The organism is Rufibacter aurantiacus, from assembly GCF_017916345.1.
In the GTDB taxonomy this organism is placed as follows: domain Bacteria; phylum Bacteroidota; class Bacteroidia; order Cytophagales; family Hymenobacteraceae; genus Nibribacter; species Nibribacter roseolus.
Genome location: NZ_JAFMSV010000001.1, coordinates 1,074,364 through 1,099,434, shown reverse-complemented (window position 1 = coordinate 1,099,434; position 25,071 = coordinate 1,074,364). Strand labels below are relative to the sequence as shown.

28 protein-coding genes, 4 tRNA genes and 1 riboswitch are annotated in these 25,071 nt (G+C 51.1%); of the genes, 23 read left to right on the top strand and 9 right to left on the bottom strand.

All coding sequences use genetic code 11. The annotated features are described in order from the left end of the window. Window positions 1–115 precede the first annotated feature (115 nt). On the bottom strand, window positions 116–661 hold the full coding sequence (locus tag J3P34_RS22075) for a hypothetical protein (RefSeq protein ID WP_246853530.1): 546 nt from the start codon (window positions 659–661) through the stop codon (window positions 116–118). Window positions 662–899: 238 nt separating this feature from the next. Between J3P34_RS22075 and J3P34_RS04555 the strand changes: the two genes are divergently transcribed. Continuing rightward, window positions 900–1,232: a hypothetical protein gene (locus J3P34_RS04555; RefSeq protein WP_210466592.1), complete on the top strand. Its 333-nt coding sequence runs from the start codon at window positions 900–902 to the stop codon at window positions 1,230–1,232. A 189-nt stretch (window positions 1,233–1,421) separates the two neighbouring features. On the opposite strand, the gene J3P34_RS04550 is transcribed toward J3P34_RS04555, so the two are convergent. The 3 genes from J3P34_RS04550 to J3P34_RS04540 all read right to left on the bottom strand — a co-directional run bounded on the left by J3P34_RS04550 (window position 1,422) and on the right by J3P34_RS04540 (window position 5,089). Next, window positions 1,422–2,477 (bottom strand): YncE family protein, encoded by a 1,056-nt coding sequence (locus tag J3P34_RS04550; protein ID WP_210486599.1) that lies wholly within the window; start codon window positions 2,475–2,477, stop codon window positions 1,422–1,424. Window positions 2,478–2,505: 28 nt separating this feature from the next. Then, window positions 2,506–4,434, bottom strand: coding sequence for a TonB-dependent receptor plug domain-containing protein (locus J3P34_RS04545; protein ID WP_210486597.1), 1,929 nt, complete (start codon window positions 4,432–4,434; stop codon window positions 2,506–2,508). Between the two features lie 119 nt (window positions 4,435–4,553). Then, window positions 4,554–4,732: riboswitch (cobalamin riboswitch) on the bottom strand. A gap of 168 nt (window positions 4,733–4,900) precedes the next feature. Continuing rightward, complete coding sequence (locus J3P34_RS04540) at window positions 4,901–5,089, bottom strand: hypothetical protein (protein ID WP_210486595.1); 189 nt, start codon at window positions 5,087–5,089, stop codon at window positions 4,901–4,903. Window positions 5,090–5,124: 35 nt separating this feature from the next. On the opposite strand from J3P34_RS04540, the gene J3P34_RS04535 reads away from it, so the two are divergent. From J3P34_RS04535 to J3P34_RS04525, 3 genes are all read left to right on the top strand, one after another. Then, window positions 5,125–5,859, top strand: a complete 735-nt coding sequence (locus tag J3P34_RS04535; RefSeq protein WP_210486593.1) for a DUF4919 domain-containing protein — start codon at window positions 5,125–5,127, stop codon at window positions 5,857–5,859. Window positions 5,860–5,964: 105 nt separating this feature from the next. After that, window positions 5,965–6,423 (top strand): hypothetical protein, encoded by a 459-nt coding sequence (locus tag J3P34_RS04530; protein WP_210486590.1) that lies wholly within the window; start codon window positions 5,965–5,967, stop codon window positions 6,421–6,423. A 10-nt stretch (window positions 6,424–6,433) separates the two neighbouring features. Then, entirely contained in the window at window positions 6,434–7,060 is a 627-nt protein-coding gene (locus J3P34_RS04525; RefSeq protein ID WP_210486588.1) for a DNA-3-methyladenine glycosylase, read from the top strand. 91 nt (window positions 7,061–7,151) lie between these two features. Here J3P34_RS04525 and J3P34_RS04520 read toward each other — a convergent pair whose 3' ends face one another. Beyond that, on the bottom strand, window positions 7,152–8,339 hold the full coding sequence (locus J3P34_RS04520; RefSeq protein WP_210486586.1) for a THUMP-like domain-containing protein: 1,188 nt from the start codon (window positions 8,337–8,339) through the stop codon (window positions 7,152–7,154). A 158-nt stretch (window positions 8,340–8,497) separates the two neighbouring features. Between J3P34_RS04520 and J3P34_RS04515 the strand changes: the two genes are divergently transcribed. Then, the gene (locus tag J3P34_RS04515; protein ID WP_210486584.1) at window positions 8,498–9,193 is read left to right on the top strand and encodes a DUF4397 domain-containing protein; all 696 of its coding nucleotides are present in this window, start codon (window positions 8,498–8,500) and stop codon (window positions 9,191–9,193) included. A 150-nt stretch (window positions 9,194–9,343) separates the two neighbouring features. Continuing rightward, window positions 9,344–10,651 carry an adenosylhomocysteinase gene (gene ahcY / locus J3P34_RS04510; RefSeq protein ID WP_210486582.1) on the top strand — a complete coding sequence of 436 codons (1,308 nt, stop codon included), beginning with the start codon at window positions 9,344–9,346 and terminating at the stop codon, window positions 10,649–10,651. 340 nt (window positions 10,652–10,991) lie between these two features. On the opposite strand, the gene J3P34_RS04505 is transcribed toward ahcY, so the two are convergent. Beyond that, complete coding sequence (locus J3P34_RS04505) at window positions 10,992–12,527, bottom strand: glycosyltransferase family 2 protein (RefSeq protein ID WP_210486580.1); 1,536 nt, start codon at window positions 12,525–12,527, stop codon at window positions 10,992–10,994. Window positions 12,528–12,695: 168 nt separating this feature from the next. Between J3P34_RS04505 and J3P34_RS04500 the strand changes: the two genes are divergently transcribed. The 5 genes from J3P34_RS04500 (at window position 12,696) to J3P34_RS04480 (ending at window position 15,572) form a co-directional block, all read left to right on the top strand. After that, window positions 12,696–13,292, top strand: coding sequence for a sigma-70 family RNA polymerase sigma factor (locus tag J3P34_RS04500; RefSeq protein WP_062543958.1), 597 nt, complete (start codon window positions 12,696–12,698; stop codon window positions 13,290–13,292). Window positions 13,293–13,304: 12 nt separating this feature from the next. Then, on the top strand, window positions 13,305–13,598 hold the full coding sequence (locus tag J3P34_RS04495) for a hypothetical protein (RefSeq protein WP_210466581.1): 294 nt from the start codon (window positions 13,305–13,307) through the stop codon (window positions 13,596–13,598). 21 nt (window positions 13,599–13,619) lie between these two features. Continuing rightward, entirely contained in the window at window positions 13,620–14,204 is a 585-nt protein-coding gene (gmk, locus tag J3P34_RS04490) for a guanylate kinase (protein ID WP_210466580.1), read from the top strand. 2 nt (window positions 14,205–14,206) lie between these two features. Then, a complete protein-coding gene (gene nadD / locus J3P34_RS04485; protein WP_210466579.1) occupies window positions 14,207–14,785 on the top strand; it encodes a nicotinate (nicotinamide) nucleotide adenylyltransferase in 579 nt (192 codons plus the stop codon). A 382-nt stretch (window positions 14,786–15,167) separates the two neighbouring features. Beyond that, window positions 15,168–15,572 (top strand): hypothetical protein, encoded by a 405-nt coding sequence (locus J3P34_RS04480; RefSeq protein WP_210486578.1) that lies wholly within the window; start codon window positions 15,168–15,170, stop codon window positions 15,570–15,572. Window positions 15,573–15,678: 106 nt separating this feature from the next. Here the strand turns inward: J3P34_RS04480 and frr are convergent, their stop codons facing one another. From frr to J3P34_RS04465, 3 genes are all read right to left on the bottom strand, one after another. Continuing rightward, window positions 15,679–16,242: a ribosome recycling factor gene (gene frr, locus J3P34_RS04475; RefSeq protein WP_210466577.1), complete on the bottom strand. Its 564-nt coding sequence runs from the start codon at window positions 16,240–16,242 to the stop codon at window positions 15,679–15,681. A 117-nt stretch (window positions 16,243–16,359) separates the two neighbouring features. Then, entirely contained in the window at window positions 16,360–17,067 is a 708-nt protein-coding gene (gene pyrH / locus J3P34_RS04470) for a UMP kinase (RefSeq protein ID WP_210466576.1), read from the bottom strand. 87 nt (window positions 17,068–17,154) lie between these two features. Continuing rightward, window positions 17,155–17,649, bottom strand: a complete 495-nt coding sequence (locus J3P34_RS04465; protein ID WP_210486575.1) for an acyl-CoA carboxylase biotin carboxyl carrier protein subunit — start codon at window positions 17,647–17,649, stop codon at window positions 17,155–17,157. An 82-nt stretch (window positions 17,650–17,731) separates the two neighbouring features. On the opposite strand from J3P34_RS04465, the gene J3P34_RS04460 reads away from it, so the two are divergent. From J3P34_RS04460 to rplL, 12 genes are all read left to right on the top strand, one after another. After that, the gene (locus tag J3P34_RS04460; RefSeq protein ID WP_210486573.1) at window positions 17,732–20,260 is read left to right on the top strand and encodes a M1 family metallopeptidase; all 2,529 of its coding nucleotides are present in this window, start codon (window positions 17,732–17,734) and stop codon (window positions 20,258–20,260) included. A 115-nt stretch (window positions 20,261–20,375) separates the two neighbouring features. Beyond that, window positions 20,376–20,458, top strand: a tRNA-Tyr gene (locus J3P34_RS04455). Window positions 20,459–20,531: 73 nt separating this feature from the next. Continuing rightward, window positions 20,532–20,604, top strand: a tRNA-Gly gene (locus tag J3P34_RS04450). 43 nt (window positions 20,605–20,647) lie between these two features. Then, window positions 20,648–20,719: transfer RNA gene (locus J3P34_RS04445), tRNA-Thr, on the top strand. A gap of 60 nt (window positions 20,720–20,779) precedes the next feature. Beyond that, entirely contained in the window at window positions 20,780–21,967 is a 1,188-nt protein-coding gene (tuf, locus tag J3P34_RS04440) for an elongation factor Tu (RefSeq protein WP_210466573.1), read from the top strand. 108 nt (window positions 21,968–22,075) lie between these two features. After that, window positions 22,076–22,148 (top strand) — tRNA-Trp (locus tag J3P34_RS04435). A 24-nt stretch (window positions 22,149–22,172) separates the two neighbouring features. Further along, window positions 22,173–22,364 carry a preprotein translocase subunit SecE gene (gene secE / locus J3P34_RS04430; RefSeq protein ID WP_210466572.1) on the top strand — a complete coding sequence of 64 codons (192 nt, stop codon included), beginning with the start codon at window positions 22,173–22,175 and terminating at the stop codon, window positions 22,362–22,364. A gap of 15 nt (window positions 22,365–22,379) precedes the next feature. Further along, a complete protein-coding gene (nusG, locus tag J3P34_RS04425) occupies window positions 22,380–22,937 on the top strand; it encodes a transcription termination/antitermination protein NusG (RefSeq protein ID WP_149092172.1) in 558 nt (185 codons plus the stop codon). Between the two features lie 12 nt (window positions 22,938–22,949). Continuing rightward, window positions 22,950–23,393: a 50S ribosomal protein L11 gene (gene rplK / locus J3P34_RS04420; RefSeq protein WP_123131288.1), complete on the top strand. Its 444-nt coding sequence runs from the start codon at window positions 22,950–22,952 to the stop codon at window positions 23,391–23,393. An 11-nt stretch (window positions 23,394–23,404) separates the two neighbouring features. Next, on the top strand, window positions 23,405–24,094 hold the full coding sequence (rplA, locus tag J3P34_RS04415) for a 50S ribosomal protein L1 (RefSeq protein ID WP_149092173.1): 690 nt from the start codon (window positions 23,405–23,407) through the stop codon (window positions 24,092–24,094). A 9-nt stretch (window positions 24,095–24,103) separates the two neighbouring features. Further along, window positions 24,104–24,631, top strand: coding sequence for a 50S ribosomal protein L10 (rplJ, locus tag J3P34_RS04410; RefSeq protein WP_210466571.1), 528 nt, complete (start codon window positions 24,104–24,106; stop codon window positions 24,629–24,631). Window positions 24,632–24,668: 37 nt separating this feature from the next. Further along, complete coding sequence (gene rplL, locus J3P34_RS04405; RefSeq protein WP_149092175.1) at window positions 24,669–25,049, top strand: 50S ribosomal protein L7/L12; 381 nt, start codon at window positions 24,669–24,671, stop codon at window positions 25,047–25,049. Window positions 25,050–25,071 lie beyond the last annotated feature (22 nt).

Sequence of the window (25,071 nt, the reverse complement as noted above, 5' to 3'; positions counted from 1 at the left end):
GTAACTTCCCCAGATGCCTAAAACAAAAGACCCGGGGCGTTTTCCCGGGTCTTTTGCGGAAAACAGGCTTGAAACGCCTGCTGCCCCTTCTTGTGTCATGAAATCAAGAGAAGGATTACTCTTTCTCGTTGCCCAGGCCTTCTTTGTCTTTGTGGCCTTTGAGGGTACTGGCGTTTGGCTGGTTGTTCATGAACTCCTTGTCTGAGGAGTCTGAACCGCGGGTGTCTGATGGGTTGGAGTTGGATCCCTGCGGTGAGTGTTGCTCTGGGTCAAACTTGCCTTTCTTGGCGCCGCCGCCGTGGCCTTCTCTAGAAGGTACGTTCTCGCCGCGGGTGTTATCGGCACCGCCGGCTACCGGACCATCCTGGAATTTAGGATCGTTGGTGCCCTGGTCGCGGTTGTGGTTATGCTCATTGTTAGGCTGTCCGCTCACGCCGGCACCGGTGTTCATGCCTCCCTGGTCATTGTTGCTGGATTTCTGGTTTCCGCTGCCCGGCGTGTTGGGGTTAGACCGGGTTTCCGGAGAGCCTTCGTACGGCGGGTTGTTGTTATGGCGGTTACTGTTGTTGAGCTGGTCATCCTGGCTGTTGATATCGCGCCAGCTTCTGTCCTGGTCTCGTCTATGCTGCTTAGGGCTATTATCGCCTTTTCCTTTGGTCATGGTTCTTTCTCCTTTATTTGAGGTGAAACTTAAACAAATGATTCTGCCAGGATACCCTGGCGTGTACTGTTGTACGGAGACGGATTAGTTAAGATTAGCCAGACCGGGCCCGATGGCAAATAATACCGGAAAGGCGCCCGCGGGCTAACTCAAATACAGTCATGCGCGTACTATCCTCAAGTGTGGGCCTGAAGGTTTTTAGCCGAGCCCGGAAAACGTCACCTATTGAACCAGACCTATGAAAAAGCGAATCGTTTCTATAAAACAAGTTTCCTGTGCCTTTCTGTTGGGAGGCGCATTACTTTTGGGCACCACCTCCTGCAGCACCGGCACCAGCGAAGGCCAGGTGAACGTGGAAGAAAGTGACTTCAAAGACAAAAGCCCTACTGAAAACAACGCGCCCGGCGTGTCTGATGAGACCCAGGATCCCGTGAACACCAACGCCACCGACTCTACCAATCAGAAAATCTACGACCAGCAGGAAGACAAGGTAAGAGAGCGCAACTCCGGGGTAAGCAACCAGGGTGTAGGCGGCGCAGCTGAGCAGAAGCAAGACCGAGACAATAATTAAAAGACATACCTCCCGGAAAGCCTGCCCTCAAAAAGGCAGGCTTTTCTGTTTTTGGCCCATTTCCCAGAAAACCGGCTCTAAACGCAAGTAAGGATTTCTAGCCCCTATAAACAGAGAGCCGCCAGCCTCAATAGAAGCTGGCGGCTCTCTGTTATATGACCGTTTTACAGAAAACGGCCTTGAAACCGCTTATCTGAAGGAGAAACCGTTAGGCAGGATTCTCACCTGGAAAGAGTCAATAGCCGTGCCGGTTGGTTGGTAACGCACTACCCAGCCGTTGGAAGTATAGCCTCCCAGGCCCAGGTACAGGGTGTTAGATTGCGGATCAATGCCCAAACCATACGCATCGCGGTGGATGAGCGCGGTGGTAGGTGCGGAAGTTGCAGTGGTGGCCATGGTGTACACACTGCCGTTGTAGGTGAAGTACAGCGTGTTTTTAGCGCCGTTGATGGTCAGGTAGCCTGGTCCGCTGGTGCCCAGCGGGAAGCCGTAGGAGGTAATGGCGTTGTTGTTGGCCGGATCAATCTTCACCAATGCGCCCGGTGTGCCATAGCCGCCCCGCAGAACCCAGATCTTGTTGTTCGCATCCAGCACCAGGTGCTTAGGAGATTCGCCCACCAGGATGGTGCTTTCCACGGCGTCGGTGGTGGTATTGATCACCGAGATGGTATTGCCGCCGCTGTTGGCTACGTACAGTTTGTCGTTGTACATCAACACTCCCTCAGGCAACAGGCCCACGTTGATGGTCTTGGTCACGCTGTTAGTGGTGAGGTCCAGGACAGAAACCCGACCGGTGCCTGTGTAGCCAGAGAAAGCGTAGCCTACATACTCGGTCACGTAGGCTTTGTTGTTGTTAAGGGCTGCCATGTATCTCGGGATTTTCAGGCCGTTGATCACGCCGGTGGAGGCAAAGGAATAAGCGTCTGCCACTTCAATCTTTTCGCTGTTGTTCACCGCAATGTAAGCTTTATCCCCTATGAAGGTAATAGACTGCGCGGCATCGCCCAAAGGGCGATTATTCACCTTGTTGAACAGGTCGGGGATCAGGGTTTTGGTCTCTGGAGAGAGGAAGCTTACCTCAGCGGTAGGAGTGCCAAACTGGCCTTCGTTCAGAATGAAGACACCGTGCTCGTAGGCGCCTTTGGGAGTAGAGTCTTCAGAATCTGAGTCGCAGGAGGTGGTGAGTAGGCTGCTGCTGCCCAGCAATACATACAGGAAGTACTTCTTAAGGGTATTAACTTTCATAGAGTTGGTAAAAGAGTAAAAATGTGAATTATGGTTGGGTGGCCCATCTCAGGGCCAGGGATACTCTGTAATTGCGCGGCGGCATGGCCCGGTACGCCATGGTCTGGTACACGGTGTTGGAAAGGTTCTGCACCTGAGCCATAAGCTGGGTCTCAAAGGAACGCCAGGTAAAGGTTTTCCCCAGCCCGATGTTCACCAGCGCATAGGCCGGCAGCCAGTTGTTGTTGTCATTGTCTGTGAAGCGGCGGCCGGTGAACGTAGCATCAGAAGAAAGCCACCAGCTGCGGTAGCGGACCTCGGCCCAGGTAGCCACCTTGTGCTTGGGCACATAAAACAGCTGCCGGCTCTGTAGCTGCGCCCGTTCATCGGGGAGTTTCTGCTCAGAAATGGTGTAGGCGTAGGCCAGCCCAGCGGATAGGGACCGATTTTCATCCAGTCTGTACTGCCACCTGCTGTCCAGTTCGGCGCCGTTGCCTTTTACCCGTTGCAGGTTCACCGGTTCAGAGTAGCCGCCGGTGGCGGAGGGCTGCCACTGGATCCAGTCTTTCACCTGTAGCGCATAGCCGGTCAGTTCTGTGGTGCCCGTTAAGGGGCCGCTTTTATGCTGGTGCACCAGGCCGCCCTCGTAGCCCCAGCCGCTCTCGGGTTTCAAGGCCGGATTTCCGCCAGGGCGCCAGAAACGGTCATTGAGCGTGGGCACCCGGTAGCTGCGCGAGACATTGGCTTTGGCCGTTATTGTATTGCCACCCTGTTCCAGGATTTGGAGGTTGGCGCCCAGTGTGGGCGTAATCGGCGGATTGAAGCCCTGTACCCAGGCTTGGCGAACGTTGAGGCTCAACTGCAGCATGGGCAACGGGTCATAGCGCAGCCAGCCGTAAACCGAGAATCTTTGTTCCTGTACTTTCCCGCCGTAGCCGCCCACATCGGCTTTGAACAACTGGCCTTCTCCGCCCACTTGCAGCAGCAGGTTGGGCAGCAAGGCCCGTTCGTGCTCTACCTGGCTCTGGTAGGTGTTCACTTTGGAGAGGGAAAGAACCCCGTCATCTTTATAATTGAGCACATCGTTGAAGAAGGCGGTCCGGACGGTGGTGGTGCCGCCGGCTAACTGGCCCTGCCACTCGCCCATGAGGCGCAGGTTCTCATCGTCCTGCTGGGCGTGGGTGTTGGCGCTGCCCATTGAAGGCTGTATCTGCCGATGCGTCTTCACGTACCAGCCCCTCACGGTGAGCCGCTGTTCAGGGGCCAGTTTGTAGTGTAGTTCCTGCGCCAGGCTGGTTTGCGCGAAGGCGGCGTTCTGCTGCGTTTCCCACGGCGACCCGAAGGCGGTGGTGTTTCTAAACCGGAAATCATTGTCGCCGGCGGTGCGGGTGAAAGAGGAGGTGAGGGCTAAACGGCCGTTGGAGAAAGATCCGCCCGCAGCGGTCCGTTGATGCCCGAAACTGCCCAATTCCTGTTGTACCTGTATCTGCTGCTGGGGGGCAAATGATACCGGGTTGTCCAGAAGAACAGCTCCTCCCACGGCCCCGCTGCCGTGTAAGGCACCGCTTGGTCCGTGCTGAAGGCTCACCTGCGTATTGATTGAAGGGGGTAACAAGGCAAAATCTGACATGCCCAGGGTGGGCAGCGCAATGGTGAAGCCGTTCCAGAGCACAGCCGTGTGGCTGGACGAGGTACCCCTGAACGCTACGGTGGCCGTCATGCCGTTGCCGTAACTTCTAAGGTACAAGGGGCTGCGCTGCTGGAGCATATCAGCGAGCGTGAGGCCCGGCCGCCGTTGCAGCAGGAGGGAGTCTGTCGTCTGCACCCTGGCACCCGCGGCGTAGCGGGTGTACCGCTGGGCAGAGACAGTGACAGGTGCCAGCTGCACGGTGTCTTTCAGTTGGGCATGGCTTTCCCGCAGCGCCAGAAGCTCTGTGGCCACCGTAGCCAACGCAAACAGAAAAAGACGACGTACCATATTCCTCAGGGTTGCCAACCTGGGAAGACTGCAGAGAAAGAGATAAACGAAAACGCCAGCCCACGTTGGAGCCACCATCCTTGCTGCTTTTTTTCCCGAAAGCCTCCAGGTGAATGTTGGATGTTGGCAGGTCTCCTGGCTCTCTTCTTCGGCCCGGCCTTCCCATCTGGCAAAGCAGACAGTGGCGTGTGGTGGGCAGAATGGGTTTGAAGATAACAGTTGCGGGTACAGCTCAGGTTTTCCACCTGATTCCCTTTTAAGACATCATCGGAAGAAGACCGAGGCTGTCACCAATATCGGGAGCAAAGGTACGGGAAGTTTTACAAGCCCACTATAGCCCCGCTGAATTTTTGTAAACGGCTGTTATTAGGCTGTTTTCCGGGAAACAAGCCTGAAACAGCAGGAAGATAGTTCCTGGCGGAGCTGACATCGGTTACCAGGCAAGCAGCTTTGCTTAGAGGTGTCATCAGGAAAAACAGGTGTCTTCATTGTGAAAATGATACGTCATTTTAAAGCCGGTTTGTGACGCATAATTCTTCTGTTTCAGCGTTATTTTAGCAAGAACAGGCCCGAAACGGATGTGCTGTGCTGCTGGAACCGCGATGAAGATGTAACTTTTTACAAAGCCTGTAGTTTTTAGCACTGTATTTGCCATGGGCTAAATCGTCTCAATTTCCCTTTATCATCCACATGAAACAATTCTTTATTCTTAGCCTGCTGTGCCTGGGACTCCTTTTGCAAGGCCAGGCCCAGACTTCTAAAAAAGGCGAAGTCCAAACCTCTAAAAATGGTCAGGCCCAATCAGTTTTTAAAGAAGGGCAGGGTCAGACCGTTTCCAAAGTTGACTACAGTGCTATCAAGACTGCGGTGAGTTCGCCCAAGTCCAAGATGTACTACCCCAACCTGCTCAAGCGCTACCACGCCAATGACACCCAACTCACTCTGGACGAGTACAAGCACCTGTATTACGGCTGGACCATGCAACCTGGCTACAACCCCTACAAACCCAACGATAAATCAGATGCCCTCAATGAGATGCTGTTATATGAGCGGTTCCCAGAGATTATAAGCACAGGCAAAAAACTGCTGGCCACCGATCCCTTCAACCTGGATGTGATGTACCTCATGCACATGGCCTACGGCGAGATGAACAACAAGGTGGAAAGCCAGAAGTGGCTCACCAAGTTTGAGGGCCTCATGGCTGCCATCAAAGCCAGCGGCAACGGGCGCAGCAAAGAAACCGCTGTGGTGCTGAACGCCCCCCGCGATGAATACATGTTCCTCACGGTGGTGGGGCTTCGGCAGAAAGGCCGGCCGCAGCTGGTGGATAACAAATATGATTTGGTAAGCCTGCAGACCCCTAACAAACTCAACCTCACCGAGGTCTACTTCAACATCCAGAAAGCGGTGGAGAAAAAGCGTTAACTAGGAATTTCCTGATTTATAAACGATAGGGGCAACCAAGGATGAAAGTCACTTGGCTGCCCCTTTTCTTTTTGCGTTCTTGCTAAGGTTCAAACTGACCCTACTATGAAAAAGATATATGCGGCGCTTCTGATACTGGGCGCTTCTCTGGCCAGTTGCCAGGGCAACGGTGAAAAACCTGCGGAGGGCTCCTCACCCAAAGAAGAAAACAAGGATACCGCGGTGGCTCTTTGTGAGTTTACCACCACAGATTCGGCTACGGCGGTCTCACAGTTACAAGGCAAATGGGAGCTGCGCGGCCTCCAGACCAATTACATGGGCGCTCAGGAAGACGAGTTCCTGACCGGGGAGCAGATAGGTGAAGCCAAAACCCTGACTTTTTATGAGAACGGCGAGTTTGAAGAGCACGTGAACGGCAAACTGCAGGGTGAGCGCAAACCCTTCAAACTGGTGGGGCAGAGCCTCCCGCCAGTGGGTTACCAGTTCTGGTTCTGCGGCGAGAACACGCTCGTGATCAGCAACGTCATCGCCGATGGTGCCACTGAAGTCTTCATCCGCCAATAGTCGCCCGTTTATGCCCCTCCAGCAAAAGCTTACCCCTGATTTCTACACCCGGCCAGACGTGGTCACCATCGCCCGCGACTTGATTGGCAAGTACTTCTTTTCTTCTTTTGACGGCGTGCTCACCGGTGGCATGGTAGTGGAAACAGAGGCATACTCCGGTACTTCAGACGCCGCCTGCCACGCCCACTTGGGCCGCCGCACCAAACGCACCCAGATCATGTACCAACAGGGCGGCGTGGCCTACGTGTACCTCATCTACGGCATCTATTCGCTGTTCAACATCGTGACCAACGTGGAGGGCACCGCCGATGCCGTGCTCATCAGGGCCCTTGAACCCTTGGAAGGGATTGAGGAAATGCGGCTCCGCCGAGGGCTTGCTAAAGTAGAGCCCCGCCTTACCGCCGGACCTGGGCTGGTCACGCAGGCGCTGGGCATCTCTACCCAGCATAACGGCACTGATTTATCTGGAGACGAAATCTGGTTTGAAGACCGGGGCGTGACTGTGCCAGAGGAGCAGATTATCGCTGGTCCACGGGTGGGGGTAGCCTACGCCGGGGCCGATGCGCTGCTGCCCTGGCGCTTCAGCCTCAAAGGCAGCTGCTGGGTGAGCAAAGCCAAGCCTGTCTACCCGGTCTAAAACAAAAGCCCTCGCTGGATTCCATTTCCGTCGAGGGCTTTTGTTTTCATTTATCTGAATGGCTGAGTATACATTAAACTACAGCTTACAACTAAACCCCGGCTTTCCGGCAGAGCAGCAGAATGGGTTTGTTATGCAGATCGGTGGTGGCGAAAAGATAATCATCTCCGCCTTCCTTCAATTTTACCTTATCCCGGAGCTGCGCCACCGTAAGCGGATAATTGCGCGTGGTGATATTCGCTTTCTTTTTGGGCAGAAGCTGCTGCAGTTCCTTGGTATTGGCTTTCGGTTTGGTCATGATTTCAAAAATCCGGCCCGGAAACGCTAGTTGCAGTTCTTGTGAGGTGTAGAGATGGCTGTTGCGGTGGAGTTTGTGTACGCCGTATTTCTCAGAAAGCCACTTGTAGGCGCCGGCTTTAAGCAAGGCCGTATTGGGTTCATACAGATACCGCTGGGGCTCTGAATAGGTAACAGCAGCGTTCTCTTCCTGCGTTTTGGTGAAGCTGAGCGGCTGGGCTTCCTGGTGCGCCAAGAGATTGACGGTAGTGAGGAGAGGCGGTTCCGTGGCCTCGGGCTTCAGAAGGTAGAGTACTTCTTTGCATTCGTTCTGCACGGCGATTACCCACACCTGGGCAACGTGGCTCAACTGCTGCAACGCCAGATCAATGTCCAGCATGGGGGCGGTCTTCAAGAGCACCGCTTTACTTTTCTGGAGCAGTAAAGGCAGCAAGCCCAACACGTCTGGCGTGCAGTCCTGCAGCAGGTGAACCCGCTCCTGGCTCTGCCCGCGGCGGGCCGGGTCCAGGTAGATGACATCCACTGATGTATCCATGCGTTGCAAATACTCTTCTGCGGTGGTAGAAAGACTTTGGATGTTTTCCGCGCCCAGCAACTTGAAATTATAACTGGCTATTTCCTGCAGTTCCTGGTTCTGCTCAATATGGATCACCTGACCAAAACTCCTGGCGAAGTAATAGCTGTCCACCCCAAAGCCGCCAGTCAGGTCCACCAGCGCCTGTCCCTTCACCAGGTTTGCCTTATAGGCAGCTGTATCTTCAGAAGAGCTCTGTTCAACCGAAAGAGAAACCGGGAAAATGGTTTGCGGGTGCTTTGCCCAGGTAGGGAGCTTTTGCTGCGCCTTTTGACGGGACTTTATCTGTTGCACTAATTCCGGGACCGGCAGGGGGGCAAAACGCTTCGCCTGCAACATGAGTTGAGCAGTGTCTTGCTGTTGGTGGTCCAGGATGAACTTTTGCTCTTCAATGGTGAAAATACGCATAAAACGGCTCGGGCGTGGAGAGGCAAAGATACGGAAATGCAGACGGGTGTGGGGTAAATAGGTTTGTTTAATGTTTTATGTAGAAATCTTAAACATAGAGTTGGTGAACTGGTTCTACCTGTAAATGAGTTAGTTTTTACCTTAAGTGAAGTACAGCTATGAAAAAATGGATGAAACTTACCCTACTCGCCGTTTTGCCCGTGCTATTCCTCACGAGCTGCGATGATGACGATGACGCTTCGGAAATGCTGACCGAGGAGGCCCGGGTGCTGGTGGTGCATGCTTCGCCCAATGCTCCTGGAGTGGATTTGTATGTAGACGGAACAAAAGCCAATACTTCGGCTCTGAATTATCCCAACAATACGGGTTATCTGACCCTTCCCGCCGGCTCAAGGAACATCAAAGTGACTGCCGCCGGGGCCGGAATGGGCAGTCCGGTCATAGATGCCAATGTGACGCTGGAGAAAGACAAGAATTATTCAGTCTTCGCGGCTGGTCCGCTCTCTGGTCTTACCCCGGTGGTGTTGGTAGATGACTTGACGGCTCCGGCCAGCGGTCGGGCACACGTGCGGTTCGTGCACCTTTCGCCAGATGCGCCTGGCGTGGATGTTGTGGTGCAGGGTGGGAATAACCTCTTCTCTGACATTGAGTTTAAGGAAGGCACGGCTTTCACGCCGGTGAATGCCGGAAGCTATACTCTGGAGGTGCAGCCCGTAGGCACTGACGTAGCAGCCGTAACGGCCACTCTGAACCTGCAGGCTGGTAAAATCTACACGGTTTATGCCCAGGGGTTCCTGAACCCTCCGTCTGGCAACACCAACACGTTGGGAGCTGGCGTGATTATGAACAATTAAGCAGAGAGCTGAGCTTTGCCGTGCCACCTGCCTTGTCAAGGCAGGTGGCACGGTGCTTTAAAGCAAATCTGGTATAGCTAAAGTGCAGAAAATTGAGTAAGATAAACATTTTCTGTACCTTTGCATTTCTACAGTAAAACCTTAACTACAATGGTAGAAACGTATTTGCCTTACAAAGTAAAAGATATTTCCCTGGCTGAGTGGGGAAGAAAAGAAATTAAACTGGCCGAGGCTGAGATGCCGGGTCTGATGGCTATCCGTGAGGAGTACGGCGCAAGCCAGCCATTGGCGGGCGCCCGTATCGCGGGTTGCTTGCACATGACCATCCAGACGGCCGTGTTGATTGAGACCCTGGTAGCCTTGGGTGCTGAGGTGACCTGGTCTTCCTGCAACATCTTTTCTACCCAGGACCACGCCGCGGCGGCTATCGCTGCTGCCGGTATCCCGGTGTACGCCTGGAAGGGCATGAACGCCGAGGAGTTTGACTGGTGCATTGAGCAGACTTTGTTCTTCGGCGAAGACCGCAAACCGTTGAACATGATCCTGGACGACGGTGGTGACCTGACCAACATGGTGTTTGACAAATACCCAGAGCTGGCTGCCGGTATCAAAGGTTTGTCTGAAGAGACTACCACGGGTGTTCACCGTCTGTACGAGCGTATGAAGAACGGCACTTTGCTGGTGCCTGCCATCAACGTGAACGACTCGGTGACCAAATCTAAATTCGATAACAAATACGGCTGTAAAGAATCATTGGTAGACTCTATCAGAAGAGCTACTGACGTGATGATGGCCGGTAAAGTAGCCGTAGTGGCTGGTTACGGTGACGTAGGAAAAGGTTCTGCCGCTTCATTGCGTGGTGCCGGTGCCCGCGTGATCGTAACAGAAATTGACCCGATCTGCGCCCTTCAGGCTGCCATGGACGGTTTTGCCGTACGCAGAATGGAGAATGCCATTCCTGAGGCTGACATTGTGGTAACCGCTACCGGTAACTTCAACATCATCCGCGCCGAGCACTTCCAGGCCATGAAAGACAAAACCATTGTCTGCAACATCGGTCACTTTGACAATGAAATTGACATGGCCTGGCTGAACGAGAACTTCGGTCATACCAAAGACACCGTGAAACCGCAGGTGGACCTGTACACCATCAACGGCAAAGACATCATCATTCTGGCAGAAGGTCGTCTGGTGAACCTGGGCTGTGCCACTGGTCACCCATCATTCGTGATGTCAAACTCTTTCTCTAACCAGACGCTGGCCCAGATTGAACTGTGGACGAACGCCGAGGCTTATGAGAACAAAGTGTACACCCTGCCTAAGCACCTGGACGAGAAAGTAGCCCGTCTGCACCTGGCCAAAATCGGGGTGGAACTGGAAGAACTGTCTCCAGAGCAAGCTGCCTACATCGGCGTGGAGGTGGAAGGACCGTTCAAACCAGAGTACTACCGCTACTAAGCATATCCGTTTCCGGCCTTTTTTCCGGAAAACAGCATAAAAACGCCCGGCTTCTGCAAAGAAGCCGGGCGTTTTGTTTTGCCGCTCTGGGGACGATAAACGCACCTTCTAAGGATGAACGCACCCTCCAAGTATATGAGTAATCCCCATTACTGTCATCTTGGAAAGATCTTGGTAGCGAACGGTAGTAGCGCTTATTCAAGGCTTTTCTAGTTCGCCCACAAGATCCTTTCAGGATGACAAAAGAGAGGTAGACTCAGAAGGGAAATTCCGGAGAAGCATGAAAGCGGCTGGATTCATGCTTCTCTTGTAAAGTTAGCAATAGCTGTTCTGGTCAGTATTAAGCTTGAAGATACTTACTGATCCCGTTCCTGCACCATTTGGCTTTCTGGGCAATGGCATCGGCGAGGATTTTGTCGTTCTCTGGGAGGGAAGTGCGAGCGTTCTCAGGGTGGTACAGGTGGTAGCCTACCCCGCCGAAGGGCAGGTTGCGGCGCTCCACGCCCACGTTCAGCATTCTGATGGCAAACTCGCTGTCCTCGCGGCCCCAGCCTTCAATATCCTCGTTGAAGCCGTTGATCTGTATAACATCGGCGCGCCAGAAAGCCATGTTGCAGCCGCGTATGGCTTTGATGTCGGGGCGTTTTTTGGAGCCGAGTTTTGCCAGTGTTTCTGAGGAAACGGCATTGAAACGGTTGATGATGCCGGAGGAGAAAGGCGTGATGTGCCACTGTTTGCTTTGCAGGATCTGCTTGGTGAGCTCGGGTTGCAGCAGCACGCGTTTGCCCTGAATAAAGGTGTTGGCGCGCGCTATGCGTTTGTGGCTCTTGACAAAGTCTGGGTGCAGCACCATGTCGCCGTCAATGGAGAGCAGGTACTCGCCGGTGGCCATGGCCATGGCTTTGTTCCGGATGGCCGCCAACCGGAAGCCGGTGTCTTCATGCCAGCAGTGGCGCAGCGGCACTGGAAAGCTTTCCTGAAACTTCTCAATGACTGCCTTAGTTTCGGCGCGTGATCCGTCATCGGCAATGATCACCTCATCTGGTAATTCGTTTTGCAGGGCCACGCTCTTCAAAACTACTTCCAGCGCATCTGGCCAGTTGTAGGTAGAGATGATGAGGCTGGTGGTCATGGAACGGTTGGCCTCGTGCAGTTTCATGTACTTGTAGAAAGCCCCGTTGGCGTTGCAGGCCGAGATGAGGAATCCCTCAAAACCGTACAGGAAGCCCCGTTTCAGGAAATAGTTGCGCAGAAAGGTCCAGAAGCCTTTGTAAGTGGCTTTAAAGGCCGAGGACGATTTCCGGAATCGGTTCTCCTGGGCAAAAAGCGTGGTGTACTGGTTCAGTTTCCTGAGTAACTCATCTGTGTTCTTAAAGGAATAATGGTTCAGGATGCCCGGCAGGGTCTCAATCGCAAGCCCCTCGGTCTTGATTCCTTCGTGCACCTCGCGGTCTGTGAAGGAGGTAACTTTGCGGTTAAAAAGGCGTAGCACATAATCATTTTCCCAACCACAAGCATTGATTAAACGTTTCCCATAGAAATTGTGGCGCAAGAAGCGGTAGGCTTTGGCGTTATCTAAGGGATGGCTGAGAATGGTTTGAGCTAGTTCCGGCGTCAGGACCTCATCGCTGTCAATGGAAAGGACCCAGTCATGAGAGGTGTAGGAGGCGGCCAGGTTCTTAAGCGGGCCAAACCCGATGAAAGGCGAGTAAAAAACCTTTACGTTGGGGAACTGACCGGCGATGGAAACGGTGGCATCAGTGGAGCCGTTGTCCAGCAGGATAACCTCCGGGAACCGGGCCAGCGCCTTGAGGCATTGCGGCAGCAACTCCTGGCTGTTTTTAGCGAGTATGGTAACAGAAATAGGTTGAGGCATGCGGCGCGGAAACAGAAAAAGGAAGGTGGATGGATTCCCGAAAAACGACGTTGGGGCCGGTTAATGTAAACATCTGCCCTAATATTCGTATGTACCTATGTATATTTAATTTCTATATTTGCGTATAGGTATTTTTATCCCAAGTGTAAAAGTACAAAATCAAGACCAATGAGCGAACAGAGAGCGAATTCAATGACAAAAGAGGAGAAAGACGCCCGGTTTGAGGCCGAGTTGATGCCGGTTATTTCGCCTCTCTACAACTTCGCGTACCGTCTTACCCTGGATGAAGATGACGCCAATGACCTGGTACAGGAGACCTATCTCAAGGCGTATCGTTTCTTCGATTATTTCGAACCCGGAACTAATGCCAAGGCCTGGCTGTTCCGCATCCTAAAGAACTCGTTCATAAACGACTTCCGGAAAAAGAGCAAACAACCCGCCAAAGTAGACTACTCTGAGGTGGAAGGTTACTACAATTCAGAAGACGTGGACGCAGAGGGGGACAGTTCTGGCGGTACTACAGACCTGCGCATGGAAAGTGTGCAGGACCTGATTGGCGATGAAGTGGCGGGTGCCCTGAACTCACTGCCGGTAGACTTCCGGACCGTGATTATCCTGTGTGACCTTGAAGGGTTCACGTATGAGGAAATGGCCAAGATCCTGGACATTCCCATAGGAACAGTAAGGAGCCGCCTTCACCGGGCCCGGCATTTTTTGAAAGAGAAGTTGGAAAAATACGCGAAGTCAATGGGCTATAATGGCTAAACAGAAATTAATATGATGGGGACTACTACTATGACTGATGAATTGATGGGCGCAAACGCCTCAGATGAGAGCCATGAACCAGACTGTGAGAAGGTGCAGGGCGTTTTTGAGAAGTGGCTGGAAGGTGTAGCTACAGAAGAAGATGAGGCTTTTCTGTCTGAGAAAGCCGATGAATGCTCTCCCTGCTTTGAGAGCGTTGACAAACAACGGTTGTTTGTAAAGTTCCTGAACGCCTCGCTGCGCAGACCAGGTACTCCCGCTACACTAGTAGACTCCATCAAATCAAAAATCCACCAAACGGCTTAGTATTAAGCTTTCCTACCCTGGATGCAAGGTAAAATCATTATTTTTTCGGCCCCGTCAGGAGCCGGCAAAACCACAATTGTCCGTCATTTAGTAAACGTACTTCCAGAGCTAAGTTTCTCTATCTCAGCCTGCACCCGCGACCGCCGGGGCCGCAGTGAAGTTAACGGCAAAGATTATTATTTCATTACCCCAGAAGAGTTCCGCGACAAAATCGGGAAGGATGAGTTCGTGGAGTGGGAGGAAGTGTACGAGGGTGCTTTCTACGGTACCCTTAAATCTGAGATTGAGCGCATCTGGTCTGAAGGCAAGCACGCCATCCTGGACGTGGATGTCAAAGGCGGTCTCAGCGTGAAGAACTTCTACAAAGACCGCGCCCTGGCCATCTTTGTGAAACCGCCTTCCATTGAGGAGCTTTCCAAGCGCCTGGTGGCCCGCAACACAGACTCAGCCTCCAGCATCTCCAGCCGCGTGTTCAAGGCCAAATTCGAATTGAGCTTTGAAGACCAGTTTGATGAGGTGATTGTGAACGAGAACCTGGAAGAGGCCTTTGCCCGGGCCGAGAAACTGGTGCGGGACTTTATCTATCCAGAAGAGCCTATTGTGTAGCCATGCGGGTAGGATTACTCTTTGGATCCTTTAACCCCATCCACATAGGGCACCTGATCCTGGCCAACTACATGGCCGCCAATACCACCTTAGACACCGTCTGGCTCGTGGTGAGCCCGCAGAACCCGTTCAAACCCAGCAGCAGCCTGTTGCATGAGTTTGACCGCCTGCACATGGTGCGTCTGGCCATTGCCGATAACGCCGATCTAGGCGTAACCGACATTGAGTTCCGGATGCCCAAGCCCAGCTACACCATAGATACGCTTACCTATCTCAGGGAAAAGTATCCTAAGTACCAGTTTGTGCTCATCATGGGCGAAGACAACCTGGCTACCCTGCCCAAGTGGAAAAACTACGAGCAGATTCTGGATCTCTACGAGGTGCTGGTTTATCCGCGGCCGGGTAGCGCCAAGATTCCCGAGGCTTTGCAGAACCACGCCAAGATAACCGTGGTTCCGGCTCCGCTCCTGGATATCTCGGCCACTTTCATCCGGAAGTGTCTCAAGGAAGGTAAATCTACCCGTTACCTGCTGCAGGAAGAAGTACAGGAATACATACAAGCCAAGAAGCTGTATATTTAGTAGAAGAAATCAATTGCCATAAGCCGACGTTTTAGGCATCCTTTTTTTAAAAGGAGCCCAGAACGCCGGTTTCTGTTTTCAAATTTTTTGAGTTTCAAGCCACTTGAAAACCTTGGAAACCGCAGATTAGTGGAAGACTAAGCCGGCAAAGGGAAAGCACCGTGCTTAGTTGTTTCTTCTACGCTACTTACTTTTTGCTATTTTCTAGTATGTGGATAAAAATGGGAAACCTTTTATTCTAAAGGGCGTTAAAATAAGGTTTAGCCAATGAATGAGTTGAAATAGCCATATTTTTTAGCGTATAAGTACTTGGTTCTCTCAGGGAAGTAGTGTAATTTGCTTTCTTTCCCAGACAGACAAACTGAAGGACTACCCCCTGACAATGAGTTCCATCACCTTCTTCCAGGATACCTATATTTCTATCACCTATCACCAGAACCAGCAGTACATCAACGCAGATTGGATTGGTTTTCAGACAAAACAATCTGTACAGGATGGCTGCGAGCGTATTCTGGAGGCCATGGCGCAATTCAATTGCTACAAAGTCCTTAATGACAACACCCATGTGGAGGGCATCTGGTCCAGCGCGGCGGAGTGGGTAGGCTCAGACTGGTTTCCGCGCATGCGGCAGGCTGGCATGGTGTCTTTTGCCTGGGTGTACTCGCCCAGCATGTTCAGCCGGTTGTCTACAGATAAATCCCTGCGCTTCACCTATGACACCACCGGCATCGAAGTGTTTGACAGCCTGGCCGAGGCCCAAAGGTGGTTGGCGGCCATTCCGGCGTAAAGCTTACTTTTTCAAATTCCCATAAAAGAGAAGGCCCCGCACTGTCAAGTGCGGGGCCTTCTCTTTTTAACCTGTTTTCCTTAAAACAGACCTGGAACGCAAAACCTTAGATGGTCATGATCTCGGCCTCTTTCTTAGACAGAAGCTCATCCAGTTTCACAATGTAGGCATCAGTCAGTTTCTGTACTTTGCCTTCGGCGTCTTTCACCGCATCTTCTGAGGTGCCTTCTTTCTGCAGTTTGCGCAGTGAGTCGTTCACGTCTTTACGGATGTTACGCACGCGGATTTTACCGCTTTCGGTCTCGTTTTTGGCTTGCTTTACCAGCTCGCGGCGACGCTCCTCGGTCAGGGCCGGGATGTTCAACCGGATGCCGTCTGCCTCGGTCATGGGGTTCAGGCCCAGGTCGCTGTTCTTGATGGCTTTGCCAATTTCAGCCACCATGTTTTTCTCCCAAGGCTTGATCATAAGCGTACGGGCATCTGGGGTCATGATGTTGGCCACCTGCGAGATGGGGGTTGGCGTGCCGTAGTAATCTACGCGCAGGTCCTCTACCATGGCAGGGGACGCTTTGCCGGCTCTGATTTTGGTTAATTCTACACTAGTGTGCTGCACCGATTTCTGCATTGACTCCTCGGCTTCGCTCAAATAAAAGTTAATTTCTTCGGTCATTGGGTTTTCTGATTTAGAAAGATGACTAAACGGTACCACCGTAGCAAATGCCAAAGGGCGGCACAAATTTCTGATTTAATTCTGTAAAATCCACTGCCGGGGCAGCAAGACCTGTAATTACATAGAAACCAAGGTTCCTACACGCTCGCCTTTAATCAGTTTGGCCAGGTTGCCCGGCGTGTTAATGTCAAACACCACAATAGGCAAGTTGTTTTCCTTGCAAAGGGTAAACGCAGTCATGTCCATTACGTTGAGGCCTTTTTCAAAAACCTCTTCAAAGGTGATGTCCTGGTACCGCACGGCTGAGGAGTCTTTCTCCGGGTCAGCGGAGTAGATGCCGTCTACACGGGTACCTTTCAGCACCACATCGGCCTCAATCTCAATGGCCCGCAGGGAAGCGGCAGAATCAGTGGTGAAGTAAGGGTTACCGGTACCCGCCCCGAAGATCACTACGCGGCCTTTCTCCAGGTGGCGCATGGCGCGGCGGCGGATGTACGGCTCACATACTTGCTGGATGTTGATACCAGAAAGCAAACGGGTGAAGATGCCCACCTTCTCCAGCGCGCTCTGCAGCGCCATACTGTTGATCACGGTAGCCAGCATACCCATGTAGTCGCCCTGCACGCGGTCCAATCCAACAGACTCGGCCTGTACGCCCCTGAAAATGTTTCCTCCGCCAATCACTACGGCCACCTCGGCGCCAAGATCTACGGCAGATTTAATCTCTTCGGCGTACTGCACCAGCATGTTGGTGTCAATCCCATATTGCTGTTCGCCCATCAAGGACTCTCCGCTGAGCTTCAATAGAATTCTTTTGAATCGCATGCTTATAAAATAGTAATAGTTAGTGACACGGGTCTATACACGTTTTGGGCCCGCTTTTCACAAAACAGGCCCAAAACGGAATATTCTTTAAAATACGATCAATACCTGGTTTTTCTCCACGTTCTGCCTGGTGGTTACCTTCACCTCAGACACCACGCCGTCGCCGGGAGACTTGATGATGTTCTCCATCTTCATGGCTTCCAGAATAAGGATGGGGTCGCCTTTCTTTACTTCCTGGCCCGGCTGTACCTTGATGTCAATGATAAGGCCCGGCATAGGCGCTTTGATGTCATTGATCTTGTGCGCCAGCGCCTGACCCATGCCAAGGCTATCCAGAAGCAAATCCATCCGGTCCTGCACCTGTAACGTATGCACATTGCCGTTGATTTTGATCTGGAAGGTTTTGGTTTCCGGGTCAGCCTGCAGCAACTCGGCGGTATAGGAGCGGCCGTCTTTCAGAATATGGAAGGAAGTAGGGCTGAGGGGAAGCAAATCCCAGGTAAATGGAGCATCGTTGAGAAGAATCTGGTTTTTCTCCAGAACTACTTGCCAGGTGGCGGCAGCCGATTTTACCTGTAACATGTTGGCGGGGTTAGAGACAGTAATTTACCGTACGTGTGAAATAAATTCACAACTTGAGTTCCCAAAGTTAATAAATCATTACATGAATCACATCCTTTCCCGTGGCTTCTTGTTCATTCTGCTGTGTGGCTCGGCTGCAGGCTGCGCTGTGAAGAAGGCAGCCGCACCCGTTGTCGCCTCAGAAACCGCTGCCATAGCCGTAGATTCCGTAGTTACGGAGATGCCCCAAACAAGCCGCGGTCCCTACCAACCTTCGGCCGAGCGCCTCATGGATCTGCTGCACACCAACCTGAACGTGCGGTTTGACTGGGCGAAGCAGCACCTGCTGGGAGAAGCCACCCTTACCTTAAAGCCGTACTTCTACCCGCAGCAACAGGTGGTGCTGGACGCTAAGGGTTTTGACATCCACAAAGTGACTTTGCTCAAAGGCAAGCAGGCCGTGCCGCTGACCTATGACTATGACCAGCAGAAACTAACGGTGAAGCTGGACAAGACCTACACCCGCACCGATACGCTCCAGGTTTACATCTCTTACACGGCCAAACCGAATGAATTGCAGGCCCATGGCAGCCAGGCCATCCAGTCAGACAAAGGCCTCTACTTCATCAACCCTCTGGGTAACGAGGAGGGCGTGCCCCAGCAGATTTGGACGCAGGGCGAGACCGAGGCGAACTCGGCCTGGTTCCCTACCATTGACAAGCCCAACGAGCGGATGACCCAGGACATCTTCATCACGGTGGAGAACAAGTTCAAGACCCTGTCTAACGGGACGCTGGTTTCCAGCAGGAGTCTGAAAAACGGGCTTAAAACGGATCACTGGCGGATGACCCAGCCCCACGCACCGTACTTGGTCATGATGGCTATTGGCGAGTTCTCGGTGATCAAAGACAAATGGCGGAACAAAGAGGTGAGTTATTGGGTGGAGCCGGAGTACGCGGCCACTGCCAAAGCCACCTTCGGGCGGACGCCAGCCATGCTGGAGTTCTTCTCCCAGAAGCTAGGTGTAGCTTTCCCATGGGATAAGTACGCGCAGGTGGTGGTCCGTAATTTTGTGTCTGGCGCCATGGAGAATACCTCCGCCTCCACCTTCATGGAATCTGTGCAGCAGGACCGCCGCGAGCTGCTGGACAAGAACTGGGACCACATCATCGCGCATGAGCTGTTCCACCAGTGGTTCGGGGATCTGGTCACTACCGAGTCCTGGGCCAACCTGCCGTTGAACGAATCCTTTGCCGATTACTCAGAATACCTGTGGGCCGAACACCAATACGGACCTGACGAAGCCGCCCTTACGCACCAAAGTGCCTTGCTGGAGTACCTGGCCGAGTCCAGAACCAAACAAGAGCCTTTGATCCGTTTCCATTACACAGACAAGGAAGACATGTTTGACAGCCACTCCTACGCTAAAGGCGGGCGGGTGCTGCACATGCTTCGGCAGGAGGTAGGGGATGAGGCATTCTTCGCAGCGCTGTACCTGTACCTGACCCAGAACAAGTACTCGCCGGTAGAGATTGATAAACTGCGCCTAGCTTTTGAGGAAACCACCGGACGCGATTTGCGGCCGTTTTTCCAACAATGGTTCCTAACCCCGGGCCATCCCGACCTGAAGGTGAGCCATTCCTACCAGAACGGAGCCTTGACCGTGCAGGTGAACCAAACCCAGGATACCCTCCGCACTACAGTTTACAAAATGCCACTGACCGTTGCTCTGCTCCAGAATGGAAAATGGCAGCAGGAGCAGGTGCAACTGGAGAAAGCAACTCAGGCATTCACCTTTACTATGCAAGCCGCGCCAGAGGCGGTGGTGGTAGATCCCACGCAGAAGCTGCTGGCCAATATAAACCATGAAAAGTCTGTGCCTGAGTGGTCGGCTCAGTTCCTGAACAGTGCCGCCTATGCCGCGAAAGCCAATGCCCTGGAACACCTGAGAGATACTACTGTGACGCAGATTGACCAGGTTCTGGAGAAAGCCATGCAGGATCCTTTCTGGAAGATAAGAGCCACCGGCCTGGAGGTACTGGTGTCTAAAGAATCAATGCAGAACCCGCGTATGCAGGCCCAGGTGCAGCGTATGGCAGAGACTGATCCGCACAGTGCGGTACGGGCCACGGCTACCTATGTGCTGAGTACCTTGAACGGCTTGCCTCCGGAGATTATAGAGAGCCGGCTAAATGATTCTTCTTACCAGGTGGTGAGTGCCGCCATCTTCGCCTGGACCAAAGGTGATCATAACTTGAATCGATTAAAGCCTTTTCTCCAATACAAGAACCCAGATGTGGTCAATGCCCTGGCCTCGGCTTTTACCCAGAGTGATGAAGAAGAGCTTTACGCCTGGTATCTGAAAAACGCCTCCAGACTGCGGGGCGGTGACTTATATTACTTCGTGCAGAGCTTCGGCGCCTTCCTTTTGAAAAAAAATATTGACCGGCAGGAGAGGGGGTGGCAAGCCTTGGTGCGGGTAGTGGAGCAAGAGACCATGGCCGAAGCGAAACAAGCAGCGTTTCAAATGCTTACACTCATGGCCGAGACCGATGAACGCCGCCAAAAGGTTCAGGAATTGGCCGCTAAAGACCCCAAATTAGCCTCCATCATGAGCCCCCAAATGAATTGATTGAAAAAAATATTTGCAGAAATATTTGACATGGAAGAAAAACCCACTAGTTTTGCAGCTCCTAAGAACGAAAACGGCAACGCAACTCGGTTTTAGGGTTCTTTGAAACAGTATTGGGGAGATTCCAGAGTGGCCAAATGGGACGGACTGTAACTCCGTTAGCGTAAGCTTTCGAAGGTTCGAATCCTTCTCTCCCCACACTTAACACGGTCAGAAATTGAGGCAAGGTTACAGGTTGTTTCGTAAAGATTTCTGATGTTACCAGTAACAAGCGGGAGTAGCTCAGCTGGTAGAGCGACAGCCTTCCAAGCTGTAGGTCGCGGGTTCGAACCTCGTCTCCCGCTCTTTAAAGAGAGCAATGCAGCGAAAGCTGCATTCTTTTATTTTGCCGACGTAGCTCAGGGGTAGAGTACTTCCTTGGTAAGGAAGGGGTCGTGGGTTCAATTCCCATCGTTGGCTCAAGCGGTATTTTTTAACAAACAATACACCGTTTCACCCAAGAACTAAATACTTTCTAAAATGGCTAAAGAAACATTTGATCGTTCCAAACCGCACGTAAACATCGGTACTATTGGGCACGTTGACCACGGCAAAACAACCTTGACTGCTGCTATTACTCAGGTTTTAGCGAGCAAAGGTCTAGCCGCAAAAAGAGACTTCTCTTCTATTGACAACGCTCCTGAAGAAAAAGAGCGTGGTATTACTATTAACACTTCTCACGTTGAGTACGCTACTGAGAACCGTCACTACGCGCACGTTGACTGCCCAGGTCACGCTGACTACGTGAAAAACATGGTTACAGGTGCTGCTCAGATGGACGGTGCTATCTTGGTGGTTGCCGCTACAGATGGTCCAATGCCACAAACTCGTGAGCACATCCTTTTGGCTCGTCAGGTAGGTGTTCCTGCTCTTGTTGTGTTCATGAACAAAGTGGACATGGTAGACGATCCAGAATTGTTAGAGCTGGTTGAAATGGAAATCAGAGAGCTTCTTTCTTTCTACGATTTCGACGGTGATAACATCCCAGTTATCCAGGGTTCAGCTCTTGGTGGCTTGAACGGAGATGAGAAATGGGTTAAAACCATTGAAGAATTGATGGCAGCTGTTGATAGCTACATTCCAATTCCTGCTCGTTTGACTGACCTTCCATTCTTGATGCCAGTTGAGGACGTGTTCTCTATCACTGGTCGTGGTACAGTAGCTACTGGCCGTATCGAGCGTGGTATCATCAACTCTGGTGAGCAAGTTGACATCTTAGGTATGGGTGCTGAAGGCCTGAAGTCTACAGTAACTGGTGTTGAGATGTTCCGCAAAATCCTTGACAGAGGTGAAGCAGGTGACAACGTAGGTCTGTTGCTGCGTGGTATTGAGAAAACTGATATCCGCCGTGGTATGGTTATTTGCAAGCCAGGTTCAGTAACTCCTCACCAAAAATTCAAAGCTGAGGTTTACGTTCTTTCTAAAGAAGAAGGTGGACGTCACACTCCATTCTTCAACAACTACCGTCCACAGTTCTACCTGAGAACTACAGACGTAACTGGTGTGATCACTCTGCCAGAAGGTGTTGAAATGGTTATGCCTGGTGACAACATCACTATCACTGTTGAGCTGATCAACAAAGTAGCGATGGAGAAAGGTCTGCGTTTCGCTATCCGTGAGGGTGGTAGAACTGTAGGTGCCGGTCAGGTAACTGAAATCCTTGACTAATTATTAAAATCATAAGTCCGCCTTGCTGAAAATGTAGGGCGGACTTGTTTTTTTAAGAAAAGAATAATACATTTGCACTCCATTTAAATGAATGGCGTGCATTTTTTTACGGGAGTAGCTCAATTGGTAGAGTAGTGGTCTCCAAAACCATTGGTTGTAGGTTCGAGTCCTACCTCCCGTGCAAATAGAGTTAATAGCATCAGGAATGGGAAAGCTGACAAAATTTTTCAATGACGCTGTAGAAGAGATGCAGCACAAGGTTACCTGGCCAACTTACTCAGAGCTCCAGAAGAGCTCTATGTTGGTTTTGGTTGGCTCCATTGTGTTTGCCATCATTGTAGGTGCTATGGATTTCGTTTACGACTCCACCCTGAATTGGTTTTACAACCAGTTCTAATTTAAGCTGGAGAAAATGGCAGATTTAAAATGGTATGTAGTACGGGCGGTTTCAGGCCAGGAGAAGAAAGCAAAGTCTTACCTGGAGAATGAAGTAGCACGTCATAATTTAACGGAGATGGTGCCGCAGGTACTCATTCCGTCAGAGAAAGTATATGAAATGCGGAACGGGAAGAAACGCGTTAGAGAACGCAGCTTTTTTCCTGGTTACGTGTTGATCTTTGCAGACATCTCCAACGGTGAGGTAGAGCACTTGATTACCAGCACCCCGGGCGTTATTGGCTTCCTGGGTTCTGGAAACGGTAGAGCAGACGAAAAACCGGTTCCGCTGAGAATGTCTGAAGTTAACCGCATCTTAGGAAAGGTTGACGAAACAGATGAGCAAGTGGAAACTTTGGAGACTCCTTTTATTGTTGGCGAAACTGTGAAAGTAATGGACGGTCCATTCAACGGTTTCTCTGGTACTGTAGAAGAGGTGTTTGAAGAGCGTCGCAAGCTGAATGTAATGGTGAAGATCTTCGGGCGGAATACTCCGGTAGAGCTGAACTACATGCAAGTAGAAAAAGAACAGTAGTAATAAATAATAATGGCAAAAGAAATAAAAGGTTATCTGAAACTTCAGGTAAAGGGAGGCGCCGCGAATCCAGCACCGCCGATAGGACCTGCACTTGGATCTAAAGGTCTTAACATTATGGAGTTCTGCAAGCAGTTCAATGCCAGAACCCAGGATAAGGCCGGCCAAGTATGCCCAGTTTTGATTACAATGTACACAGACAAGTCATTTGACTTCGTAATTAAAACTCCTCCCGCTCCAGTATTGTTGATGGACGCTGCGAAAATTAAATCCGGATCTAAAGAGCCTAACCGTAACAAAGTGGGTTCTGTAACTTGGGATCAGATTCGCGAGATCGCTGAAATCAAAATGCCTGACCTGAATGCGTTCAAAGTTGAGGCAGCAATGCGTTTGGTAGCTGGTACCGCACGTAGCATGGGTATCACAGTAAAAGGAACTGCTCCTTGGAGTGAGTAATTAAAAAGCAAATGGCTAGAATTTCTAAAAACAGAAAAGCAGTCTTAGCAAAGTACGACCCTAAAAAAGAGTACTCTCTGTTAGATGCAGCAGGCGTAGTAAAAGAAATCACTTTCACTAAGTTTGATGCTTCCGTTGACATTGATGTACGTCTAGGTGTTGACCCGCGCAAAGCTGATCAAATGGTGAGAGGCGTGGTAACGCTTCCTCATGGAACCGGTAAAGACGTACGTGTGTTGGTGCTTTGCACTCCTGACAAGGAAGACGAAGCGAAAGCCGCAGGTGCTGACTTCGTAGGTCTGGATGACTATATCCAGAAGATTGAAAAAGGCTGGACAGATGTTGATGTAATCATCACCATGCCGGCTGTAATGGCGAAAGTAGGTAGACTGGGCCGTATCTTAGGACCTCGTAACTTAATGCCAAACCCTAAAGCTGGTACTGTAACCACAGACGTAGCCAAGGCGGTGAAAGAAGTGAAAGCTGGTAAAATTGACTTCAAAGTTGACAAAACCGGTATCATCCACACTAGCATTGGTAAAGTGTCCTTCGGTCCAGATCAAATTGCTGCAAACGCTTCTGAGGTAATTGCTACCCTTAACCGTTTAAAGCCTTCTTCTGCAAAAGGAACTTATATTAAGAGCATCACATTGTCAAGCACAATGAGTCCTGGTGTAGTAGTTGACAAAACCTCAATTTAACGAGAAGAGATGACACGGGAAGAGAAAGAAATCATTGTACGTGACCTGAGTGAGAAATTAGCTCAAAACTCCTTCGTCTACATCACAGACGCTTCAGAATTGACCGTTGCTACTATCAACAGATTCAGAAGACTTTGCTTTGATAGAGGCATTGAGTACAAAGTTTACAAAAACACTCTGATTCGTAAGGCGCTTGATACCTTAGACACAGATACATCTGCTTTGGATGTGGCTTTGAAAGGTTCTTCAGGAATCCTATTTGAAGCTACTACTGGTAATGCTCCAGCAAAACTATTACTTGATTTCCGCAAGACCGGCGCTAAGAAGCCAATCTTGAAAGGAGCTTACATTGACAGCAGCATCTACGTAGGTGATGACCAACTAGATGCCCTGAGCAAAATCAAGTCCAAAGAAGAATTGGTTGGTGAAATCATCGGCTTACTTCAATCTCCTGCCAAAAACGTTATTTCTGCCCTTCAGAGCGGTGGCAATACTTTGGCTGGTGTGCTTAAAACTTTATCAGAGAGAGAACAATAACATTTCAATTTTAAAACAACTTTAATTACTAATAAAAATGGCAGATTTGAAAGCATTCGCTGAGCAGTTGGTTAACTTAACTGTTAAAGAAGTTAATGAACTTGCTACTATTCTTAAGGATGAGTATGGTATTGAGCCAGCAGCTGCTGCTCCTGTAATGGTAGCTGGTGCTGCCGGTGGAGACGCTGGAGCCGCTGCTGAGGAAAAAACTTCTTTTGATGTAATCCTTAAGTCAGCAGGTGCCTCTAAACTAGCAGTTGTGAAGCTAGTGAAAGAACTTACCGGTCTTGGCTTGAAAGAAGCGAAAGAATTGGTTGATGGTGCTCCAAAACCATTGAAAGAAGGTGTTGCTAAAGATGAAGCAGATTCATTGAAAAAGCAATTGGAAGAAGCTGGTGCTGAAGTGGAGGTTAAGTAATCCCACACTACCTTCCATTACC

What these genes read in the sequence shown, in the direction of transcription:
- J3P34_RS04520 (WP_210486586.1), bottom strand. Translation starts at nt 8,339, where the DNA reads ATGCGTATTTTCACCATTGAAGAGCAAAAGTTCATCCTGGACCACCAA.
- J3P34_RS04550 (WP_210486599.1), bottom strand. Translation starts at nt 2,477, where the DNA reads ATGAAAGTTAATACCCTTAAGAAGTACTTCCTGTATGTATTGCTGGGC.
- J3P34_RS04495 (WP_210466581.1), top strand. Translation starts at nt 13,305, where the DNA reads ATGATGGGGACTACTACTATGACTGATGAATTGATGGGCGCAAACGCC.
- J3P34_RS04545 (WP_210486597.1), bottom strand. Translation starts at nt 4,434, where the DNA reads ATGGTACGTCGTCTTTTTCTGTTTGCGTTGGCTACGGTGGCCACAGAG.
- gmk (WP_210466580.1), top strand. Translation starts at nt 13,620, where the DNA reads ATGCAAGGTAAAATCATTATTTTTTCGGCCCCGTCAGGAGCCGGCAAA.
- J3P34_RS04465 (WP_210486575.1), bottom strand. Translation starts at nt 17,649, where the DNA reads ATGTTACAGGTAAAATCGGCTGCCGCCACCTGGCAAGTAGTTCTGGAG.
- J3P34_RS04530 (WP_210486590.1), top strand. Translation starts at nt 5,965, where the DNA reads ATGAAAAAGATATATGCGGCGCTTCTGATACTGGGCGCTTCTCTGGCC.
- rplA (WP_149092173.1), top strand. Translation starts at nt 23,405, where the DNA reads ATGGCTAGAATTTCTAAAAACAGAAAAGCAGTCTTAGCAAAGTACGAC.
- J3P34_RS04515 (WP_210486584.1), top strand. Translation starts at nt 8,498, where the DNA reads ATGAAAAAATGGATGAAACTTACCCTACTCGCCGTTTTGCCCGTGCTA.
- nadD (WP_210466579.1), top strand. Translation starts at nt 14,207, where the DNA reads ATGCGGGTAGGATTACTCTTTGGATCCTTTAACCCCATCCACATAGGG.
- nusG (WP_149092172.1), top strand. Translation starts at nt 22,380, where the DNA reads ATGGCAGATTTAAAATGGTATGTAGTACGGGCGGTTTCAGGCCAGGAG.
- J3P34_RS04505 (WP_210486580.1), bottom strand. Translation starts at nt 12,527, where the DNA reads ATGCCTCAACCTATTTCTGTTACCATACTCGCTAAAAACAGCCAGGAG.
- J3P34_RS04460 (WP_210486573.1), top strand. Translation starts at nt 17,732, where the DNA reads ATGAATCACATCCTTTCCCGTGGCTTCTTGTTCATTCTGCTGTGTGGC.
- J3P34_RS04540 (WP_210486595.1), bottom strand. Translation starts at nt 5,089, where the DNA reads ATGGCAAATACAGTGCTAAAAACTACAGGCTTTGTAAAAAGTTACATC.
- secE (WP_210466572.1), top strand. Translation starts at nt 22,173, where the DNA reads ATGGGAAAGCTGACAAAATTTTTCAATGACGCTGTAGAAGAGATGCAG.
- tuf (WP_210466573.1), top strand. Translation starts at nt 20,780, where the DNA reads ATGGCTAAAGAAACATTTGATCGTTCCAAACCGCACGTAAACATCGGT.
- J3P34_RS04535 (WP_210486593.1), top strand. Translation starts at nt 5,125, where the DNA reads ATGAAACAATTCTTTATTCTTAGCCTGCTGTGCCTGGGACTCCTTTTG.
- frr (WP_210466577.1), bottom strand. Translation starts at nt 16,242, where the DNA reads ATGACCGAAGAAATTAACTTTTATTTGAGCGAAGCCGAGGAGTCAATG.
- ahcY (WP_210486582.1), top strand. Translation starts at nt 9,344, where the DNA reads ATGGTAGAAACGTATTTGCCTTACAAAGTAAAAGATATTTCCCTGGCT.
- J3P34_RS22075 (WP_246853530.1), bottom strand. Translation starts at nt 661, where the DNA reads ATGACCAAAGGAAAAGGCGATAATAGCCCTAAGCAGCATAGACGAGAC.
- J3P34_RS04525 (WP_210486588.1), top strand. Translation starts at nt 6,434, where the DNA reads ATGCCCCTCCAGCAAAAGCTTACCCCTGATTTCTACACCCGGCCAGAC.
- rplL (WP_149092175.1), top strand. Translation starts at nt 24,669, where the DNA reads ATGGCAGATTTGAAAGCATTCGCTGAGCAGTTGGTTAACTTAACTGTT.
- pyrH (WP_210466576.1), bottom strand. Translation starts at nt 17,067, where the DNA reads ATGCGATTCAAAAGAATTCTATTGAAGCTCAGCGGAGAGTCCTTGATG.
- rplK (WP_123131288.1), top strand. Translation starts at nt 22,950, where the DNA reads ATGGCAAAAGAAATAAAAGGTTATCTGAAACTTCAGGTAAAGGGAGGC.
- J3P34_RS04480 (WP_210486578.1), top strand. Translation starts at nt 15,168, where the DNA reads ATGAGTTCCATCACCTTCTTCCAGGATACCTATATTTCTATCACCTAT.
- J3P34_RS04500 (WP_062543958.1), top strand. Translation starts at nt 12,696, where the DNA reads ATGAGCGAACAGAGAGCGAATTCAATGACAAAAGAGGAGAAAGACGCC.
- rplJ (WP_210466571.1), top strand. Translation starts at nt 24,104, where the DNA reads ATGACACGGGAAGAGAAAGAAATCATTGTACGTGACCTGAGTGAGAAA.
- J3P34_RS04555 (WP_210466592.1), top strand. Translation starts at nt 900, where the DNA reads ATGAAAAAGCGAATCGTTTCTATAAAACAAGTTTCCTGTGCCTTTCTG.